Genomic DNA, 19395 nt, shown 5'->3' on the forward strand with positions numbered 1-19395 from the left:
TCGAGTTGCTCGGTCATTCGCCGTGCACGTATTGAAAGGGGTCGCCGACAGGCAGCCAGGTTCTCGCTTCGGGGGAGTACTCGTAGCGGTGCATCAGCGTGCCGACCGAGTGCTTGCTGGGCGATAGGCTCGCCCCGGCTAAGCCGGGGAGGTCGAATGTTCCGAGTCCCTCGGCCGCGGCCACAAACGTCTCAGGTGTGATGTTGCCGCCTGCCGCCTCCAAGATCTTCACTGTGAGCGCGAAGGCCCCACAGTGGCCCACAGCAGTGTCGACCACCTCGTCGTCGGCCAGGTCGAGCGGCTCGTCGCCATGGCGCTCCTCGTAGACGGCAATGCACTGCTGTTGCACGCCGGGATCGGCCAGCAGTTCCTCCGGGCTGGGAGCGTAGACCGTCACCGCGAACGTGCGGGCCAGTACCTCGTCGCTGAGCGACAGGTCATCTGCAAGCGTCAGCCGGCCGGACGCCTGGCCGCTGGTTTGGGCAATGGGCACCTCCCATCCGATGCGCTGCACCGACCCGATGATGCCGAACGCGCCGGTGGCAACATTGAGGATCAGATCCACTCCATCGGCCTGCATACGCCTGGCGACGTTGTCGCCTGCCTGCTGGTCGGCCAACGTGTCGTTGAGAAACGGGCCCGATGTGTAAACACCCGTGACGCTTATTCCCGCATCTGCCAGCAGCGGCTCGACCGCGTCCGCGTACTCTTTTTCAGTTGGGGGCCCGTGGAAGATGCCCACGTTGAAGCCGTCGAGGTCTCCGGCCCGGATCATCTCGGTCACTGCGGCGACTCGAATATGGTTCTGGTTCATCTCTGTGGCGAAGAACAGGCCGTTGGACCGGGCTTGGCGCTCGGTGTTCTCCCCGAAGTGTCCCACATAAGGATGGCCGTGCAGTTCAGTGATGCACAGGGGGCCGTCTTCGAGGAACTGCCCTGTGACCACGAACACCTTCTTGTCCTCCATGAGCTCTGTGCACACCCGCTCGTTGTCGGCCTCCCCGAAGGGAAGGAACAAACTGAGGTGGACGACCACGTTGCGGCCGTTTATGCCGCCCCGCTGATTCAAATCGTCGGCTAAGGCCTGGTAGAAGTTCTCAAACGGGAACGGGCTGAGATCAATGCCAAACGACGCGAGTTGCTCTAGATCGATAACGGCCGCGCCAATGGCGATCTCAGACTCAGTCACCCCCTGATAGCTGGCCGTCAGAACTACCGGCGTCGGGGCGGGCGTCGGCTCGGCCGGTTCGTCCGCAGGTTCGGCCGCCGGCGCTTCCCCGGGTTGGCTAGCGGGTTCGTCGTCCGGTTCGTCCGCGGGTTCGTCGGCAGGTTCGTCGGCAGGTTCGGCCGCCGGCGTTTCGGCGGACTGTTCGGCCGGCGCGGCCGTCTGCTCTTCGGCGATCACCGGTTCAGCGGTGTCGGCACCGGCATCGTCGTCGTTGCCGCCGCATGCTGCGGCCACGAGAGACAGCGCGATGAGTAGCCACCACCATCTCCTCCTCATGGCCTGTGAATTCCCCACTGTGGTTACCATGTTGTTCCTCCGATTCTGTGTGCTTGATCCGAGGGATGCTTGAGCCCCGGTCAGCCGCTTTTGTCATCGGGCGCGTCCGCTTCGGTTAGCGCGACTCGAAGTTATTATAATATAGTATGGCCCATTGGCAAGGTGCCGCGATTTCTTGACATCGCTTGGGCCTGCGTCGAGTAAGCGCTCGGCACACACACGGACATCGGCGACAAACGCCACCGCCATATCCTGGCGCAAACGGGCCGGGCTGGCGCCTGTCGAGGGGGGCAGTTGGATAACGAACGTTCTCAAGGCGAGGCCATCGACGATCTAGCGTCGACGGTGCTTGAGGGCGAGGCCGCCCGGCGCGATGCCCAAAAGGCCGAGGTGCTGTTCCCCGACGACTTGCTGCCCGGTGTGGGCGGGGAGGAAATGACCCTGAAGGAAGGCCTGCTCAAGGGCGGCTACCGGACATTTCTTGTGTTGCTGGCGCTGAACAGCCTCGACGAGCTGGAGAGCAGCTCGTTGGCCATCTTGGGCCCTGACATCGGCGAGAGCTTCGGCGTTAGCGACGGCGCCATGACCGCCATTACCACAGCATCGCTCTTCTTCTTGGTGCTCGGCGCAGGGCCGCTGGGGTGGCTGGCCGACCGGTTCCGCCGAGGCCCCATAGTGGGCATCGCCAGCGGGGCCTTCGCCGCGTTCACCGCCCTGTCGGGCGCGGCGGTGAACGCGCTGATGTTCTTTTTCATGCGGTTCTTCTCCGGAGTCTCGAAGTCCAACACCATCACTGTGCATCCCAGCATGCTGGCCGACGCCTACCCGGTCCAGACCCGGGGCCGCATGTTCGCCACCAACGCCGGGGCAGGACTCGTCTTCGGCTCTGTCAGCCCAATCCTCGCCGGAGGCATCGCTGTGTGGATGGGCGGAGACGACGGGTGGCGCTGGGCGTTCTACCTTCTCGGATTGCCCACAGCGGCGTTTGCGTTCTTCGCCTTCTTCTTGAGGGAGCCGCCCCGCGGCCAGTGGGAGCAAAAGCACGTACTGGGCGCCGGCCTCCAACAGGACGACAAGATGCCCATCTCGGTAGAGGCCGCTTTTGCCCGCATCTGGAACATCGACACCATCCGCAACCTGACCATCGCCTTCGCGGCAATGGGCTTCGCCCTGTTCCCGGCGGGTTCGATCGGGTCGTTTTTTTTGGAAGAGAAATTCGACCTCAACGCGTTAGAGCGCGGCCTGGCGGCGGCTCCTGCGGGAATAGGGCTGCTGGCGGTCTTGCCGCTCGTGGGGCGCCGGTTTGACGCCACTTACCGCAAAGACCCCGACCGGGCGCTGCGGATCATCGGGATCTTGCTGATGCCCATTGGGGTGCTCGTGCCCATCCAATACGCCATGCCCAACCTCGCCCTGTTCATCTTGTTTGCCGCTATCAACTCGACCCTGTTGGGGGGGGCATTCTCCATGGTGCAGCCCGCCATCCAGGCGGTGTTCCCCTATCGGCTGAGGGGCATGGGCGCCACCTTCTTGACGTTCTTCATGGTGATGGGCGGCGGCGTGGGAGGCAGCATCATCGCCGGCTTCCTCCAGAACGAGCTTGGCGAGCAGACCGCCATCACCATCATCACCGCGTCAGCCATGCCGGTCGGCGCCTATTTCGTGCTGCGGGGTGCCGGCCGGCTACGCCGAGACCTCTCGCTGATCGTCGGCGAGCTCCAAGAGGAGCAGGCCGAAGAGCGCCGACGGGCCGAGACTGATCCTGACGACATCCCGGCCATCCAAATGGCCCAAGTGGATTTCAGCTACGGGCAGGTGCAGGTGCTGTTCGACCTCGGTTTCGAAGTCCGCAAGCAGGAGACGCTGGCCTTGCTAGGCACCAACGGCGCGGGAAAGTCCACCGCGCTCAAAGTGATCACCGGGCTGGTCACCCCTGAGCGGGGAGTGGTGCGCTTGCACGGACAGACCATCACCTTCGCCACCCCCGAGCAGCGGGCGATCATGGGCCTTCACTTGCTACCCGGCGGGGAAGGGGTGTGGATCGATTTGTCGGTCCGCGACAACCTGCTCATGGGGGCATACGCGTATCGCAAAGACCCCGACGACCGGGACCGCCGCATCGAGAAGGTCTTCGAGATGTTCCCCGACCTGGCTGCACGCCCCAAGGAGCTGGCCGGCAATCTGTCGGGCGGACAGCAGCAGATGCTGGCATTGGCCAGAGTGATGCTGCACGAGCCCGAAGTGCTGATGATCGACGAGCTGTCGCTGGGCCTGGCGCCGGTGGTGGTGCAGTCGCTGCTGGAGAGCATCGAGCAGCTCAAAGCGCAGGGCCAGACCATGATCATCGTCGAGCAGTCGCTGAACGTGGCGCTGGCCATCGCCGACCGGGCCGTGTTCTTGGAAAAGGGCCAAGTGCGCTTCGAGGGGCCGGCCCGGGAGCTGGCCGAGCGCGACGACTTGGCCCGGGCCGTGTTCCTGGGCACCGAGGGCGGCTGATGGGCATCGCCTCCCTCCCAGTGCTGGGGACATGGATCACCCAACAGATCGTTTTCGACGGGGTGGTCAACGGACTGGTCACCGGATTGGTGGCCATGGGCATTGTGCTGATCTACCGCTCCACCCGAGTCATCAACTTCGCGGTGGGCAATATGGGGATCATCGCCGCCTCGATGATGGCGCTGCTGGTGGTGAACTACGGCTGGCCGTTCTGGCTGGCACTTGCGTTCTCGCTGCTGCTGGGCGTGCTGTTCGCCGCCGCGGCGGAACTGACTGTGATTCGCCGCCTGTTCAGATCGCCCCGAGTGATCGTGCTGGTCGCCACGGTGGGCATCGCCCAGCTAGCCCAACTCGTCATATCGCTGCTCCCCGAAATTGAGGTGTCCGGCAACACCTACCCTGTGGTAGCCGGTTCGATCTGGGAAGACGTCTGGTTCACCGAAATCCGCGTCCGCGGCCCGCAGCTCACCATCCTCATCGCGGTACCGCTGCTGGCCCTGCTGCTGGGCTGGCTGATGAACCGCACGACGTTCGGCAAATCGGTGACCGCGTCGGCCTCCAACCCCAACCTGTCCCGCCTGTCGGCCATCAACCCTAAGACGGTGTCCACGTTCGTGTGGGTAATGGCCGGGCTGCTGGCCTCGGCGTCGATGATCATGCTCTCCGGATCTACCGGGCAGATTGCCGGCTTGGCCGACCTCGGTTCGCAAACCCTGGGCCGGGCGATGGTCGCCGCGGTGCTGGCCGCAATGGTCTCGTTTCCCCGGGCGATTCTGGCCGGGATGGCTATCGGCATCCTCGACGCCCTGCTCCGGTTCAACTTTTACCTGGAGATCGGGCTCCTCGACTTCGTCATCTTCTTGGGCGCGCTGGTGGCCGTCTACTTCCAGAGCCGCAGCCAGCGCGAAACAGGTGTCTTTTCCTTCACGCCCAAGGTCCGGCCGGTACCCGAACGACTGCGCCAGGTGTGGTGGCTACGCCACCTGTCCCCGATCGCGCTGGGCGCGCTGCTGGCGCTCGGCATTGTGCTGGTCCAGCTGCCGGGCATATCCAACCTGCCTTCCCGCCAGCTCCTATACGCCACGGTGCTGTGCTTCGCGGTGTGCGGGCTGTCGGTAACTATCATCACCGGCTGGTCGGGACAGCTCTCTTTGGCCCAGATGGCATTCGCCGGCATGGGTGCCCTGTTCGCTGCCGGCCTCCGACGAGGGCTGGCCATGGACTTCACCGTGGGAACCGGGTTCTTGCCGGGCGACGCCCTGTCGTACGACTTCTTCGACGTCGAATTTGAAGCAGGCGGGATCCCGTTCATGGCAGCCATCCCGCTGGCCGCGCTCTTTTCCGCGCTGGTAGCCGCAGCAATCGGGGTCGGGTCCCTGCGGGTTCGCGGCCTGTATCTGGCCGTGACCACGTTCGTGTTTGCCCTCGCCGCCCAGCAGTACCTCTACCGGCGGCCGTTCTTCACCGGAGGCAGCTCTTCGTCGGTGTCTTTCCGCCGGGGCGAGCTGTTTGGCCTCGACCTCAAGTCACAGAAGGCCTACTACTACGTATGCCTGGCCTTCTTGCTGATCGTGGTGATCATCGTCAGCCGGTTGCGCCGCTCGGGCGTCGGCCGCTCCATCATCGCGGTGCGCGACAACGCCGACTCCGCGGCAGGCTACACAGTGGGGCCGGTGCGCTCGAAGATGTCTTCGTTCGCCCTAGCCGGCGGCATTGCCGGACTCGGCGGGGCCCTGCTAGCCGGACTGGTGCAGAACGTGCCGTTGAGCGAGCGCTTCTTCCAAGTAGAGAACTCGCTGGAAATCATCGGGATGGTGGTGATCGGCGGGCTCGGCTCGTCGGTCGGCGCGCTTCTGGGGGCGATCTGGGTATACGGGCTGCCCAACCTGTTCACCAGCTCGCAAACGGTAGTGCTCTTCTCGTCCAGCGTCGGGCTCTTGCTGGTGATCATGTACTTCCCCGGCGGGTTGGTTCAGATCGGCTACAGCGCCCGAAACGCTCTCATCGCCGCGGCCGAACGGCGACTGGGCCCCGACCCGGGAGGGAAGTCCATCCGATCCTCGCCGACCAGCCTGTCCCGGCCGCGCGACCCGCGTCCCGCCACCGACCCCATGCTTGCCGGGCGCGACATCAGCGTGAGATTCGGCGGGGTGGAAGCCGTGTCGGAGGCCACCATACTGGTCCACCCGGACGAGGTCGTCGGCCTCATCGGCACCAACGGCGCAGGCAAGTCCACCTTCATGAACGCAGTGGGCGGCTACGTCCCATCCACTGGAAACGTGGAGCTGCTCGGCGTCGACATCAGCCGTCTTGCTGCCCCCAGGCGGGCTCGAGCCGGACTTGGCCGCACCTTCCAAGCCGCCGCTTTGTTCCCCGAGTTGACAGTGCGGGAAACAGTCCAGGTGGCCTTGGAGGCCCGCGGCCGCACTCCCATCATGAGCACTGCGCTGCACTTGCCCCATTCCTTCGCCCTGGAGCGGCGAAGGCGGTCTGAGGCCGACGAGTTGATCGACTTCTTGGGGCTGGGACGCTACGGCGACTCCTACATCAGCGACCTCTCGACCGGCACCCGGCGCATCGTGGAGATCACCGGGCTGCTGGCCCTCGGCGCCCGGGTGCTATGCCTCGACGAGCCGACCGCCGGGGTGGCCCAGCGGGAGACCGAGGCGTTCGGGCCGCTCATCGTCTACATCCGCCGGGAACTGGGCGCCGCCATGCTGATCATCGAGCACGACATGCCCCTCATCATGAGCATCAGCGACCGGGTGTACTGCCTCGAGGCCGGCAAGGTGATCGCCGAGGGAACCCCCTCCGAGGTTCGCAACGACCCCCTGGTGATCGCCAGCTACCTCGGCACCGACGAGCGGGCCATTGCCATCAGCGACGGCCTGACCCGCTCCCGAGATCAAGAGAGGCGGCCTCACGCTCAAGAACAAAGGAATGGAGGCAATGAGTGACATCGACCCCGAATTGAGGAGAACGTTCCGCAGAATGCCCAGACTGATTCTGGGGCCGACAAGCACACGTCTGCTGCAATGGCTGGTGGGTTTTTCCTCCGCAAAACCCGACACAGATGGTCTGATGGTCGGCGAGATTGCGACGCCTGAGGCCTCGACATCCATGGTCATCTACAGGCGCTCCGATTCCAAAGCTCCCGCCCCCGTGGTGTTCTGGATACACGGCGGCGGCTACATCATGGGATCGAACAAGACCGAGGACTACTGGGGAGAGGCATTTTGCCGGAGCATCGACTGCGTCGTTGTTGTTGCCGGTTACCGTCTCGCTCCCAAGCACCCATTTCCCTCAGCTCTGGACGACTTGAGGGCCGCAATGGGATGGGTGCTCGACCACGGTGCCAGCCACGGCCTCGACCCCGATACGGTCGTCATCGGAGGAGAGAGCGCTGGCGGCGGGCTCGCAGCCGCGCTCGTTCAGCGTCTCCACGATGAGGGCGTAACCATCAGAGGTCAGCTCCTTGCTTGTCCCATGCTAGATGACCGGACCGCGGTCAGACCTGACATCGGACGGAGAGAGCCTCGGGGGTGGAACAACGGCTCTAACTATTTTGGGTGGTCGTCTTACCTCGGAACCGAACCCGGCGGCGACACCGCCCCGGAATTCGCGGTCCCTGCTCGTCGGGAGCAACTCGCCGGTCTCCCTCCGGCCTGGATCGGGGTGGGAGACGTCGACCTCTTCTACGACGAGGACCTCGAATACGCCGACCGCCTGCGAGAGGCTGGCGTTCCGGTCACGCTCGAAGTCGCAAGAGGAGGGCCGCACGGATACCACAGGCTCGTCCCAAAAGCCTCCGTTTCCCAGCGGTTCATCGCCTCAGCCGTCGATTTCGCGGCAGAGTCGCTCGCCGGCTAGCCGACGGCGCCGAGTTCCGGCAGCACGAGCGGATACTGCATGCCGCCCTGCCTTAGTCGTCGAGCATCGCGGCTAGGGGGACCGTTAGGCTAGCCCGTCGGTGTGGCCGCCAGTGCTAACACCGTCGAAGCTCATATTGGAGGGGTTCATTGCTTGCCAGGCTCGCCAACCTGCTGAAAGACAAAGAGGCAGCTTTAGGGGTCGACTCGACCATCCGTGAGTATCAACGCCGATTCAAGACGGTCAAGGAGAGCAAGCCTGGCGTCGGGAAACACGACCACGAAGAGTTCAACAATCTCTACTACGACGTGGCAACGGACTTCTACGAATACGGGTGGGGCAGGTCATTCCATTTTGCCCCCCGCGTCCCCGGTGAGAGCTTGGAGGCATCCATCCGGCGCCACGAGCACTATTTGGCCCACAAGCTCGCTCTTTCACCTGGAATGGTGGTGGCCGACCTCGGTTGCGGTATCGGCGGGCCGCTCTTGGAGATTGCCCGATTTTCTGGGGCCAAGATCGTCGGCGTGAACAGCAATGCCTACCAACTCGAACGGGCCCGGAAGCTGGCGAAAGAAGCACAGCTATCCCATTTGGCCGACTTCCTGCACTGCGATTTCTTGAACGTCGACGCACCCGACGAGTCGTTCGACGCGGTGTACGGAATCGAAGCCACCTGCTGCGCCCCGGACAAAGTCAGCATCTACGGCGAGGCTTATCGATTGCTGAAGCCCGGCGCGTGCTTCGCCGCTTACGAATGGTGTCTGACAGATCGCTTCGACGCTGACAATCCCCACCACCTCAAAATCAAGAACGACCTCCTATTGGGAACCGGCCTGACCGACCTCGACGATCTGCCAACCGTTGACCATGCGTTGAAATCGGTGGGCTTCGAGGTCTTGGAGACAACGGATCTCGATGCCCAGGGCGGTCCATCAATTCCTTGGTATCAACCCCTGGTAACCCCTGGCTTCTCCCTGACCGGCATTCGTGCCTCGGCTATAGGCCGATGGATCACCCACAATTCGCTGAGGGCCCTAGAGGCACTCCGAGTGGTGCCGCCTGGTGCGGTTCGGGTCTCAGAGACCTTGAACATCGGCGCTTCGGGCTTGGCCGAGGCCGGCAAGCTCGGCATCTTCACGCCGGCGTACTTCATTCACGCCCGCAAGCCGGACTAGCGGCGGGCCCGTTCGACCAACCAGCCGAAGATCGGGTCGGTGGGGCGGGTGGGCATCATCTCGGGGTGCCATTGGACGGCCACCACCAGATCGCCCATCTCCAAGCCCTCGATGGCGCCGTCGTCGGACTTTGCGGTGACGGTCAGGTCGCGGCCGAGCTGATCCACCGTTTGGTGATGGAGGCTGTTGACCTGAGCAGACGGGCCGTACAGCTCGCCCAGAATCGATCCCTCGACGAAGCTCACCTGGTGGATGGCGGTGTCGATGGGAAGATCGAAGCGGCCGTGCTCAGGAACGTGCTGGTGCAGCGTGCCTCCCTGGTGGACGTTGATGACCTGAATGCCCCGGCAGATGCCGAGGACGGGGATATCGGCATCCATCGCAGCCGATAGCAGCCCGAGCTCCAGGTCATCGCGCTCCTGTTCAGGGGTCAGCAGCTCGGGATGGGGTTCAGCTCCGTAGCGAATCGGGTCGATGTCGGTCCCCCCGGGAAGGACGATCCCGTCGAGGCGCTCACCCACGACCGCCGGATCGACCTCAATGGGCAGGTGAACGGGAATGCCCCCGGCCTCCATGACGCCGCGGGCGTAGTCGGCGAAGTACAGGTCGACATCACGGTCGTCGAAGACCTCGGGAAAGCCAGACATCTCCAAGGCTCGCTTGCGCCGGCCCGGCAGTCCTATCAAGGGGGGTCTAGTGGCCATCGAATTGTTCGCTTCCAAACGCTCTCACTGTCAAAGATAGTTTGGATTGTGGTGGATTCCTCGATTCGAGACGTCGACGACACCATTGCCTGGCGGGAGGCCGGCGAGGGCGATGTGGTGGTCTTTCTCCACGGCCTGGGCGGATCGCGGACTGCGTGGGAGCCCCAACTCGAGTCGCTCAGCGACCAGTGGCGCTGCGTGGCGTGGGACATGCCCGGCTACGGCGCGTCGTCCCCGGTGAGCCCGCTCACCTTCGAGGCCATCGCCGACGCAATTGCTGAACTGCTCGACCAACTGGAAGTGGATTCCGCCCATCTGTGCGGCTTGTCGTTCGGCGGGCACCATGCCCTGCACACCGCCCTGCGCTATCCCACGCGAGTCCGATCGCTGGTGCTGGCTGACACCAGCGCCGTATTCGGGGGCGATGGGACCGACCCTGAACAATGGCGCCAGGAGCGCACCGAGATGATCGATGCCGGACTTCTGCTGGCCGACATCGCTGCACCTGTCATCGACAGCATCACCGCCCCAGGGTTCGAGGGCGTCGAGCGCGACCGCACCATTGCGGCCTTCACCCGCGTCCCCGAGGCTGGGTTCCGGGCCGCCTGCCAGCTGTTGCCCACTCACGATGTACGCCACCAACTTGGTGAGATCACCGTGCCCACACTGGTGATCGTGGGCGACCTCGACGAAGAGACCCCGCCGGCCTACAGCGAGGAACTTCACGCCGCAATCGGAGACAGCCGCCTGGAGATAATCCCGGCGGCGGGCCACGTCAGCCCGGCGGAAGCTCCCGAGGCGTTCAATGACCTCGTCCGCGAGTTCTTGGGTTCGCTCCCGGCGACTCAGCCATGATGGGCTTTGACGAATTGGCGGCATCTTCGTCATGAGAGGAACCACCCCATGAGCGACTACGACCGGATTCGCGTGCTGTGGCCCGACCATCTCGGCCTGGCCCGGGGCAAGTATCTGCCCGTCCATCTGGCCGAACAGGGCACCGGGCACTGCATCACCACATTCGCCCTCGGGTACGACCGCAGCCTGATCCCGGCCCCCGGCGCCTATCTGCTGGAAGGGCTCCCCGACGTGGTGGCCTCCTTCGACCCCGACGAGGTGCGCCCTAGCTGGGAGGACGACGCCACCGGTGTGGTCGTCGGCCATCTGGACTTCAGGGGGCTGCCCTATGCCGTCTCAGCCCGCTATGCCCTCCAGCAGGCCATCGCCGATTGGGCCGAGCTCGGCTATGCACCCAAGGTGGGCATCGAGTTCGAGGCCTATGTGCTCCAGCCCGACGGGCAGGGTGGCTGGGAGCGGTGGGACACTCCCCGGTCGTTCGTCTACGGCACCGGCCGCTCAGCCGATCCGGTCGGGTTGCTCGACGACATTATGCGCATCGCCTGGGAATGCGGCTTTCCGCTGGAGAGCATCAACGCCGAGTACGACGAGTCGCAGTTCGAATTGACGCTGGAATACGACGACGCCCTCAAGGCGGCCGACGAAGCCTTCTTGTTCCGGGTACTGGCTCGGGAGGTGGCCCTGGCCCACGGCTTGGACCTCACGTTTCTGGGCAAGCCCTTCGTCGGTGTGGCCGGCAGCGGCGTACACGTGAACTTCTCGCTGGTCGACGGCGACGGCCAGAACGCCTTCAACGACCCCTCAGCCGATGACGGCCTGTCTAGGTTGGCCAAAGGATGCTTGGCCGGCCTGGTTGCCCATCACCAGGGCCTCACCGCGCTGTGCGCCCCCACGGTGAACGCCTACCGGCGTCTCCAGCCGGCAGAGCTCAACGGCTACTGGGCCAACTGGGGTCACGATCACCGCTGCGCGGCCAACCGGATACCCGAGGCGAGGGGGAATGCCACGCGGATCGAAAACCGGGTGGGCGACGGAGCGGTCAACATCCACCTGGGGGTGGCCACCGTCCTCCAAGCTGCCCGGCTCGGCGTGGTCGATGGCTTGGAGTGCCCCGACCCACTCACATCTGACGGTTTCGAAGAGGTCAACACCGATGTGGGAGCGGCACCCAGCCTGGCCGTGGCGCTGGAGCATCTCACGGCCGATCCTGCGCTGATGGCCGCGGTGGGCGACGACCTGTGCCAGAACTTCATCGCCAACAAACAGGCTGAATGGGAGCGCTATATCGCTGCGGTGGGCGAAGACAAGCCCGGCGGCGAGGTGACCCAGTGGGAGCTCGACGAATACCTCATGTACCACTGAGCGGTTCGGCTGGGGGCCGGTTCAGTCGGCGAGCACCTCGTCCAGGTACCAGTCGACAAAGGCGTGGCACTGCTTGATGTTGGCCATCTCGTGCTGGCGGGTCTCCTCCATGAGCTGGTCGAAGTCCACCCCGCACTCGTCCAAGTAGTCCTGGGGGGCGAGGCGGAGGAACGACTCGACGTGGGCCACGTCGACCTCGGGATGGAACTGCGTTCCTACCGTGGGTCCGATCCTGATGAGCTGCACCGAACTGTCGTTGCGGGCCAGCACCTCGGCGCCGGGGGGCGCTGTGAACCGGTCGTGGTGCCACTGCATCCATGGCCCCGGCCCAGCGGGGTTGGGGCCGTCCTCGCCGTCGTCAAGCTCAAACCAGCCGATCTCGGTCACCGGGGACACCTCGACTATGCCGCCCAGCGCCTCGGAGATCAGCTGACCGCCAAAGCAGATCCCCAAAACGGGTTGCCCTTCGTCATGGGCTTGTTTGATCATCTCAAGCTCGTCGTAGATCCAGGAGTCGATCTCGTCCTTGTTCGTGAGCGTGCGTACTGAACCCATCGGCAACAGCAGGTCGTAATCGTCTCTGGACGGGAAGGGCACAGAGACGTTGGGGTGGTCGTAGTCGTGGGTCACCACGTGGATGTGAACCTCATAGTCCCGCTGGCGCAAGCGAGTGGCAATCTGGCCGGGGAGGCCGTCCAACTCGTGGGCAATGGCCAGGGCGCGCTTCACGGGCTGAACCATAGATGTACTTGGCCGGTTCCGGCGACCGACTCATATTCACCGAACTGCTCGCCGGGAACGGTGCAGGCCGTCCCGCCCAGGGCGCCAACCATGGTCATGTAGTGGCCGAAGAATCCCTCGGGCGCATGGGTGGAGAACTCGGGCAAGAAGTCGAGCACCCCGGCATGATCGCCCTTGATGAGGGAGTCGATGACACGCTCGTCGGCGGCTCTGGCCTCAGGGGTGCGGAGGTGGAGCGCGGGATCGGCGGCCTCGTGGTCGCGGAATTGCCTCAGCGGCCAGAACCGGTGGCTCAGGCCGCCGCTGGCCAGCACCACTACCCGGCGGTCCAAAGCGGCCACCGCCTGGGCCAACAGCTCGCCGAACAGCAGGAAGTCGTCCGGCTCGGCGGTCTGGCAAATGCCCGCTGAAACCCAAGCCTCATTGCCTTGCAAGAACCGCAGCAGGTTGATGGTGGGATAGTGCACCGGCAGGAAGGGGTCGTCGATAGCGGTGATCCAGGTGTCGTCCCGCCCGGCGGCCTGGGCGGCCCACACCTCGGCCAGCTCCCTGTCGCCGGGCATGTCATAGGGCATCTGGCACATACCCCGGGGCAGCTCTTCGGAAGTGAACAGTCCGCAGCGGCGATCGTGGGAGGTCACGATGTGCTCGACGGTGGTGAACCAATGGGTGTCCACCACCACCACGGTGTCGGCCGCCAGCGGGGCCAGCCGCTGGGCACCCAACTCGTGGAGACCCTGATAGAGCGTGGTGTCCTCGCCGTTGTTGAGCTCGCGGCGAATCGCCTCGGGCATCACTAGCGGGGGCACGTGGGAGATCAGACCAGCCCCAACAATCTCCCCCATCAAATCACCTTCACCGGAAGCCGCTTGATCCCCGAGATGAAGTTGGAGCGCAGCCGATCGATGGGGCCGGCGGATTCCAAACGGCTCACCCGCTTCATCAACTCCTCGAACACCAGCCTCACCTCCATTCGGGCCAGCCAGGCTCCGAGGCACAGATGAGGCCCGTTGCGGCCGAACGCCATGTGGTCGTTGGGCTCCCGGCCCAAGTCGAATCGAAACGGTCGCTCAAAGCCCTCGGGGTCGTGGTCGGCGGAAATGAACCAGATGACCACCTTGTCGCCCGCCCGGATCGACGAGCCCCGCATCTCCAGGTCGCGGGTGGCCGTGCGGCGGAAGTGCATGGTGACCGACCCGGTGCGGAGAATCTCTTCTACCGCAGTGGGGGTCAGCCTGGGATCAGACCTCCACGCCTCCCAGAGATGGGGATGGTTCAGCATGGTCCACATGCCGTGGGTCATGGTGTAGCGGGTGGTGTCGTTTCCCGCGGCCACCAGCAGCGTGAAGAAGTTGTTGAACTCCAGATCGGTGAGCGGATCGCCGTCGATGGTGGGGGCCAGCAGCTTGGTGATGATGTCGTCTCGGGGGCAGACCCGCCGATCGGCGGCCTCCTCCTGGGCGTACTGGAAAATCTCGATGGCGGCGGGGCTGCGAAACGGCACCATCCGGAACTGCTCGGTGTCGGTGAGGTCAACCGGGTAGTCGGTGAAATCGGGATCGGTATTGCCCAGCAGCGCATCGCCCCAAGCCACCAGATTGCGGCCGTCTTCATCGTCGGTGCCGAGCAGACGACCGAGCATCCTCATGGGGAGCTCCTCGGCGATGTCGTGGACGAAGTCGAACTCGTCGTTGGCCAGCGCTTTGTCGAGCACCTCCCCCACCAGCTCCCGAATGGAATCCTCGAAGGTCTCGACGGTCCGGCGGGTGAAGCCCTTGTTCACCAGGCGCCGCAGCCGGGTGTGCTCGGGCGGGTCCATCTCCATCATGGTCCGCCGGGCCTCGGTCTGCTCGGCGTCCATCTCCTCCAGGCGGATGCCCAGTGACGACGTGAACGTCTCGACGTCGCGGCTCACCGCCAGGCAGTCGTCGTAGCGCAGGATCGACCAAAAACCGGCGCCATCGGCCTCCTCGGTCCAATGCACCGGATCTTCGGCCCGCAGCCGGGAGAACGTGGCGTGGGGGACGCCGGCTACATACGTGTCGTGGTCGGTGATGTCTGCGTCGTCGGGGCCGAGGTCGGCCAGGTAGTCATCGACAAAGGCTGGCTCGGCCATCACTCGGATTCCATTGGGTTGGGGGCGGCCCACAGCGTGGTGCCCCCAGCCATCGAGTTGCCCACTTGCCGGTAGTAGCCGCCGATCACCTCGAAGGGCGCCAAGCGGGTGAGCTCCTCGGTGGGATTCTCCGGCAGCACCAGCTCCGCGTCGCCGCTGAACACGGGGCCGAGGTCGGCGTCATAGCCCCGCATGGTCACCAGCTCGTCCAGAGAGTCACGCCCGTCCATCTCGATGGCCGGCATTTGACGGCTGTGCAGCATGGGATGGCTGTTGACGAACCCGGGCGACTCAGCGGTGCCCCAGATGGTGAACCGGGCCTCAGCGATCCGCCGCCCCCATGTGCTGAGGGTGGCGCCGAATTGACCGCCGGGCTCGAGGCGGGGTCCGGCCTTGCCGTAGGCCACCGGCCGGGTCATCCAGATCTCGCTCATCTTCTTGGGATAGCCCTGGATGTGGCCCCGGGCCATGGCGAAGTCCTTGTCTACCCAGATGTAGGCCGCCCGGCTGAAGATCTGGCCCCGATAGGAGCATCGCACCACCAAGAACACCTCTTTGTACTGGGCTCGGGCCGGATCGAGGATCTCCTCGAAACTGTCGCCGCAACTCTGCCAATCGGCCCAGATGAGGGCCACGGCACCGGGATCGTCGTCGACCAGCTTCAGCGGCTCGGGAAGGAGTTCGGCCACATTGGCCGGATCGGTGCGGAACTCCACGGTCAACATGTCGCCCGAGTAGTGCCACGGCGGACCGGGCAGAATGCTTCCGGCGCCAGTCGGCGTACGGGGATACATAAACCCCTCGAGTTCGGCCACGTCGGCAGTATATTTGTTTGGTACCAAACGATTCAACTGGGCTAACGCTCCAGACCATCCTGGAAATAGAGTCGAGGCTGTGGAAAACGGTTTTGCTACCGAAAAATGCGAGGCAACCCAGTGACGCTTGGCGATCTCGCGGCGCGAGACGGTGTGCTGACCCCAGAGCGGGAAGCCGTCGTGGAGCGGGTTCGAGCGCTCGGCCCCGCGCTGGCGGCTCGCTCGGCCAAGTACGACCGCGATGCGTCCTTTCCCTATGAGAATTGGCAGGACTTGGCCGAGGCCGGCCTGCTGGCCATTTGCATTCCCAAGTCAGCAGGCGGCTTGGGCGCCGACTTCGTGGGCTATGCCCTGGCGTCCGAGGAACTTGGGCGACACTGTGCCGCCACCGGGCTGACGTTCAACATGCACGTGTGCACCACGCTGCTGGTGGGCCAGATCGCCGACGACATGGAGCTCGACTCCCAAGATCGGTCCGCGCTGCTCTCACGTCGGGCCGAGCTGTGGCAGGGCATCGTCGAGCATGGACGCATCCACAGCCAGCCTTTCTCCGAGGGGATCGCCGCTGGGGCCACCGAGGGGTACGCCACCACCGCCGTTCCCGTTGACAATGGCTACCGGGTAAGCGGTCGGAAGATATTCGCTTCGCTCAGCGGGGCGGCCGACATCCACAACGTCGTGTGCGTCGTCGAAGGCGACCCCCGGGTGCGCCTGCTGGGGGTGGCCGCCGACTCCGACGGCCTGCACATCGAGGGCGAGTGGGATTCACTGGGCATGCGGGCCACCGATTCCCGAAACCTGGTGCTGGAGGATGTGTTCGTCCCCGCCGAGCGGGAGTGGATCCCCACGGGGATGTTCGATCAGGCCGCGGCCCGCTGGCCGTACTTCTTCATGACCCTGTCGTTCGCCTACCTCGGCCTGATGGGAGCCATCATGGACGCCACCGCCGAATACCTCATCGGAGACGGCGAAACCACCGCCCGGCGCTCCAACCCCATCAAGCAGCAGGGCTGGGCCGAAATGAACCTCATCTACGACCGGGCCCAAGCGCTGTGCTATCGAGTGCTGGCCGAGTCTGGCGTCGATCCTGAGCCAGATGCGGTGCGGCGGGCGTGGAGCTCGATGGTCTCCACCATGGATGGCGCCCCCCAACTGGCCTCTTTGGCGCTGCGGGTGTGCGGGGGACGGGCGCTGCTGCGGCCGTCTCGCTTGGAGCAGTTCTACCGCGACGCCCGATGCGGCGCAGCCATGCACCCCTGGAGTATGGATGTGTGCCTGGAGCGCTTGGGCCGGGCCGGCCTTTTCGACGACGCCACTGAGAACCCGGTGTGAGCAGGGGGCGAGCATCGATGATCGAGAGCACCTGGGTGAGGCGATACGCCGAGCAGTTCGAAGCCTGCAGGCTGGTGCCGACCGAGATTGCGGTAGTGCTGTCGGAGACCCGGAGCCGACCCGAGATCGTGCAGACTGCCCGCCTGGCCCTGTCGCAATGCGGGGTTACCCCCGTCGACGTCGTGGTCACCACCCCGCCCAACCCGGGGCCGCTGCCCATCCGCTCCACCGGGGCGTCGGTGGCGCTGGCCGCCAACCCGGCGGCAATGGGGGCGCTGACCAACGCCGAGTTCATCGTGGACTGCACGGTGGAGGGGCTGCTCCACGCTCCCGAGCTAGGCCAGATCCTGGCCGGTGGCGCCCGGGTGCTGATGATCTCCAACGAGCATCCCGAGAACACCGAGCGGTGGCCCCATGATCCGGCCCTGGCTGATCGAGTGGCTGCCGGGGTCGCCCTGTTGGAGCAGTCCGAAGTGATGGAGGTGGTCTCCGACGCGGGCACCGACCTGACCGTCGACCTCGCCGGCGCGGTGCGGGCCGGGTCGCACGGCTGGTGTACCGATCCAGGGACCATCGCCCACTGGCCCGGCGGTCTGGTGCTGGCGTTCCCGGCCTCGGGGAAAGTGAACGGCACGGTGGTGCTGGCTCCCGGCGACGTGAACCTCACCTTCAAGGAGTACGTCCGCGACCCGGTGACTCTGACCGTGGTGGACGACTACATCACCGCCATCGAGGGGAGCGGGGTGGACGCCGAGTTGTTCCGCTCCTATCTGGCTGCCTTCGATGAGCCTGACGCCTACGCCGTAAGCCACGTGGGTTGGGGCATGAACACCTCGGCCCGGTGGGAGGCCATGGCCCTGTGGGACAAGGCCGACCACAACGGGACCGAGCTTCGGGCCTTCGCCGGCAACTTCTTGTACTCGACTGGGGCCAACGAGGTGGCCGGGCGATATTGCCGAGGCCACTTCGACCTGCCCATGCGAGGCTGCACGGTGACTTTGGACGGCAATCCCGTGGTGGTGGCGGGCGAGTTGGCCGCTGAACTGTTGCCTTCTTGAAGAGCCATTGACAGCATCAGCCATAATCTGTATTTTTAATTTTGTATACAAAGGTCGTTTGCTCCCAAACGACTTTTCCCGTAAGGTTCGCGAAACCTGACCGAGGAGGGGGAGTTCATGAGACTCAAGTTCAAGTTCTTGATCACTTTGCTGGCGGTATTCGCTTTGGTGGTGTCTGCCTGCGGCAATGACGACGACGGAGGAGCCACCTCGGCGCCTGATGGAGCCGAAATTGACATCGACGCCATCCTGGCCGCCGACCTGAACAACTGCGCCGACGCGCCATCCGGTGATCCGATCCGGGTGGGCATGGCCATGGACTTCAGTGACGTGGTCGGATTTGTGGACATCCCCGGTTCGAAGCTGGTGCCATTCATCGCCGAAAAGGTCAACTGCACCGGCGGCATCTACGGCTCCCCCGTCGAGGTCCGAGTGGCCGAGGTGGGCGACGACGCCGTGCTGGCCACCCAGGAGCTCCTGGACTGGGGCGCCCACTTCTTGATTGGCCCGCCGTTCGCCGACTTCGCCTTGCCGATCCTTCAGACCACCGAGGGTCAAGTCCCGCTGTTCGTAGCCGCCTCCACCGAGCCGACGCTGGCCGACGCTTCGAACAATTCGTACCTGGTGACCTTCGATGACTTCGGCATGTCCGGTGCCGCGGCCCAGTGGGCCTATGACCAGGGCATCACCCGAGCAATCGTCTTCACCGAAGGTGCAGGCATCCCCTATACCGGCGTGAACCCTGATGCCTTCATCGCCAAGTTCGAGCAACTGGGCGGCGAAGTGGTGAGTGTCCAGACCTATGTCTGGGCCGTTGACACCGACTTCTCGGCTCAAGTAAACGAGATCGCTGGCATCTCCCAGAACAACGAGGTGGTGTTCTCCGCTGCCCTGGGATTCCAGGTCACCGCACTGAGGGGCCAACTCGAGGGCCAAGGCCTCGACGGCCTCGCTTACATCGGCACCGACGCCCTGGACGCCACCGGCATCCAGTTCGAGGACAACAACGAGGGCATCGCCCACACCCCGCATACCAGCATCTCCCCTGGTGATCGCATCGACACCATGCTGGCCGACTACGAAGCGGCCAAGGGCGAGGCGCTGGATAGCCGGGGCTTCATGGCTTTGTACGTGGACTCGATGTTCCTGGGCATCCAGGGCATCCTGGACTGCGGCTGCACCGAGCCAGCCGACATCGGCGCCGCCGTGGCCCAAATCGAGGGCTTCGAAGGCCTGACTGGTGAGATCACCTTCGCCGGCACCAACGGCATCCCGCCCAAGGCCGTGCCGATCAACCGTATCGTTGATGGCGTGGACACCCTGGTTGCCACCATCGGGTAACCGCAGGCCGGATAACTCAGGCCTGA

At 64.7% G+C, this 19395-nt stretch carries 15 protein-coding genes; 9 read left to right on the forward strand and 6 right to left on the reverse strand.

Translation table 11 applies throughout. The features are described 5' to 3' along the window. Nucleotides 1–13: 13 nt before the first annotated feature. Complete coding sequence (locus tag ACOGXH_RS15265) at nucleotides 14–1462, reverse strand: ABC transporter substrate-binding protein (protein WP_419929943.1); 1449 nt, start codon at nucleotides 1460–1462, stop codon at nucleotides 14–16. 336 nt (nucleotides 1463–1798) lie between these two features. On the opposite strand from ACOGXH_RS15265, the gene ACOGXH_RS15270 reads away from it, so the two are divergent. From ACOGXH_RS15270 to ACOGXH_RS15285, 4 genes are all read left to right on the forward strand, one after another. Beyond that, a complete protein-coding gene (locus ACOGXH_RS15270) occupies nucleotides 1799–4000 on the forward strand; it encodes an MFS transporter (protein ID WP_419929944.1) in 2202 nt (733 codons plus the stop codon). Continuing rightward, on the forward strand, nucleotides 4000–6957 hold the full coding sequence (locus ACOGXH_RS15275; RefSeq protein WP_419929945.1) for an ABC transporter permease subunit: 2958 nt from the start codon (nucleotides 4000–4002) through the stop codon (nucleotides 6955–6957). Before ACOGXH_RS15270 ends, ACOGXH_RS15275 begins: the two co-directional genes overlap by 1 nt. Further along, on the forward strand, nucleotides 6950–7870 hold the full coding sequence (locus tag ACOGXH_RS15280) for an alpha/beta hydrolase (protein ID WP_419929946.1): 921 nt from the start codon (nucleotides 6950–6952) through the stop codon (nucleotides 7868–7870). Before ACOGXH_RS15275 ends, ACOGXH_RS15280 begins: the two co-directional genes overlap by 8 nt. A gap of 149 nt (nucleotides 7871–8019) precedes the next feature. Then, complete coding sequence (locus ACOGXH_RS15285) at nucleotides 8020–9045, forward strand: sterol methyltransferase (RefSeq protein ID WP_419929947.1); 1026 nt, start codon at nucleotides 8020–8022, stop codon at nucleotides 9043–9045. On the opposite strand, the gene ACOGXH_RS15290 is transcribed toward ACOGXH_RS15285, so the two are convergent. Then, the gene (locus tag ACOGXH_RS15290) at nucleotides 9042–9749 is read right to left on the reverse strand and encodes a gamma-glutamyl-gamma-aminobutyrate hydrolase family protein (RefSeq protein WP_419929948.1); all 708 of its coding nucleotides are present in this window, start codon (nucleotides 9747–9749) and stop codon (nucleotides 9042–9044) included. The two genes, ACOGXH_RS15285 and ACOGXH_RS15290, sit on opposite strands and share 4 nt — an antisense overlap. 51 nt (nucleotides 9750–9800) lie before the next feature. Here ACOGXH_RS15290 and ACOGXH_RS15295 point away from each other — a divergent pair, with 51 nt between their 5' ends. Further along, nucleotides 9801–10604: an alpha/beta fold hydrolase gene (locus ACOGXH_RS15295; RefSeq protein ID WP_419929949.1), complete on the forward strand. Its 804-nt coding sequence runs from the start codon at nucleotides 9801–9803 to the stop codon at nucleotides 10602–10604. Between the two features lie 48 nt (nucleotides 10605–10652). Further along, nucleotides 10653–11966 (forward strand): glutamine synthetase family protein, encoded by a 1314-nt coding sequence (locus ACOGXH_RS15300; RefSeq protein WP_419929950.1) that lies wholly within the window; start codon nucleotides 10653–10655, stop codon nucleotides 11964–11966. Nucleotides 11967–11987: 21 nt separating this feature from the next. On the opposite strand, the gene ACOGXH_RS15305 is transcribed toward ACOGXH_RS15300, so the two are convergent. Genes ACOGXH_RS15305 through ACOGXH_RS15320 form a run of 4 tightly spaced genes read right to left on the reverse strand, consistent with a single transcriptional unit; the run spans nucleotide 11988 to nucleotide 15638 of the window. After that, nucleotides 11988–12695: a type 1 glutamine amidotransferase gene (locus tag ACOGXH_RS15305; protein WP_419929951.1), complete on the reverse strand. Its 708-nt coding sequence runs from the start codon at nucleotides 12693–12695 to the stop codon at nucleotides 11988–11990. Next, nucleotides 12692–13552 carry a catechol 1,2-dioxygenase gene (locus ACOGXH_RS15310; RefSeq protein ID WP_419929952.1) on the reverse strand — a complete coding sequence of 287 codons (861 nt, stop codon included), beginning with the start codon at nucleotides 13550–13552 and terminating at the stop codon, nucleotides 12692–12694. Before ACOGXH_RS15310 ends, ACOGXH_RS15305 begins: the two co-directional genes overlap by 4 nt. Then, nucleotides 13552–14823, reverse strand: coding sequence for a cytochrome P450 (locus tag ACOGXH_RS15315; protein WP_419929953.1), 1272 nt, complete (start codon nucleotides 14821–14823; stop codon nucleotides 13552–13554). Before ACOGXH_RS15315 ends, ACOGXH_RS15310 begins: the two co-directional genes overlap by 1 nt. Then, entirely contained in the window at nucleotides 14823–15638 is an 816-nt protein-coding gene (locus tag ACOGXH_RS15320) for an acetoacetate decarboxylase family protein (RefSeq protein WP_419929954.1), read from the reverse strand. Before ACOGXH_RS15320 ends, ACOGXH_RS15315 begins: the two co-directional genes overlap by 1 nt. Nucleotides 15639–15758: 120 nt before the next feature. Between ACOGXH_RS15320 and ACOGXH_RS15325 the strand changes: the two genes are divergently transcribed. From ACOGXH_RS15325 to ACOGXH_RS15335, 3 genes are all read left to right on the forward strand, one after another. Next, a complete protein-coding gene (locus ACOGXH_RS15325) occupies nucleotides 15759–16970 on the forward strand; it encodes an acyl-CoA dehydrogenase family protein (protein WP_419929955.1) in 1212 nt (403 codons plus the stop codon). A gap of 17 nt (nucleotides 16971–16987) precedes the next feature. Further along, the gene (locus tag ACOGXH_RS15330; RefSeq protein WP_419930389.1) at nucleotides 16988–18028 is read left to right on the forward strand and encodes a peptidase M29; all 1041 of its coding nucleotides are present in this window, start codon (nucleotides 16988–16990) and stop codon (nucleotides 18026–18028) included. A gap of 117 nt (nucleotides 18029–18145) precedes the next feature. Next, nucleotides 18146–19369 (forward strand): ABC transporter substrate-binding protein, encoded by a 1224-nt coding sequence (locus ACOGXH_RS15335; protein ID WP_419929956.1) that lies wholly within the window; start codon nucleotides 18146–18148, stop codon nucleotides 19367–19369. Nucleotides 19370–19395 lie beyond the last annotated feature (26 nt).

The sequence above is a fragment of the Candidatus Poriferisocius sp. genome (assembly GCF_965208355.1).
In the GTDB taxonomy this organism is placed as follows: Bacteria; Actinomycetota; Acidimicrobiia; order Acidimicrobiales; family Bin134; genus Poriferisocius.

Excerpts from the sequence above, each read along its gene's own strand:
- ACOGXH_RS15330 (WP_419930389.1), top strand. The coding sequence starts at position 16,988 with ATGATCGAGAGCACCTGGGTGAGGCGATACGCCGAGCAGTTCGAAGCC.
- ACOGXH_RS15275 (WP_419929945.1), top strand. The coding sequence starts at position 4,000 with ATGGGCATCGCCTCCCTCCCAGTGCTGGGGACATGGATCACCCAACAG.
- ACOGXH_RS15335 (WP_419929956.1), top strand. The coding sequence starts at position 18,146 with ATGAGACTCAAGTTCAAGTTCTTGATCACTTTGCTGGCGGTATTCGCT.
- ACOGXH_RS15310 (WP_419929952.1), bottom strand. The coding sequence starts at position 13,552 with ATGGGGGAGATTGTTGGGGCTGGTCTGATCTCCCACGTGCCCCCGCTA.
- ACOGXH_RS15280 (WP_419929946.1), top strand. The coding sequence starts at position 6,950 with ATGAGTGACATCGACCCCGAATTGAGGAGAACGTTCCGCAGAATGCCC.
- ACOGXH_RS15300 (WP_419929950.1), top strand. The coding sequence starts at position 10,653 with ATGAGCGACTACGACCGGATTCGCGTGCTGTGGCCCGACCATCTCGGC.
- ACOGXH_RS15315 (WP_419929953.1), bottom strand. The coding sequence starts at position 14,823 with ATGGCCGAGCCAGCCTTTGTCGATGACTACCTGGCCGACCTCGGCCCC.
- ACOGXH_RS15290 (WP_419929948.1), bottom strand. The coding sequence starts at position 9,749 with ATGGCCACTAGACCCCCCTTGATAGGACTGCCGGGCCGGCGCAAGCGA.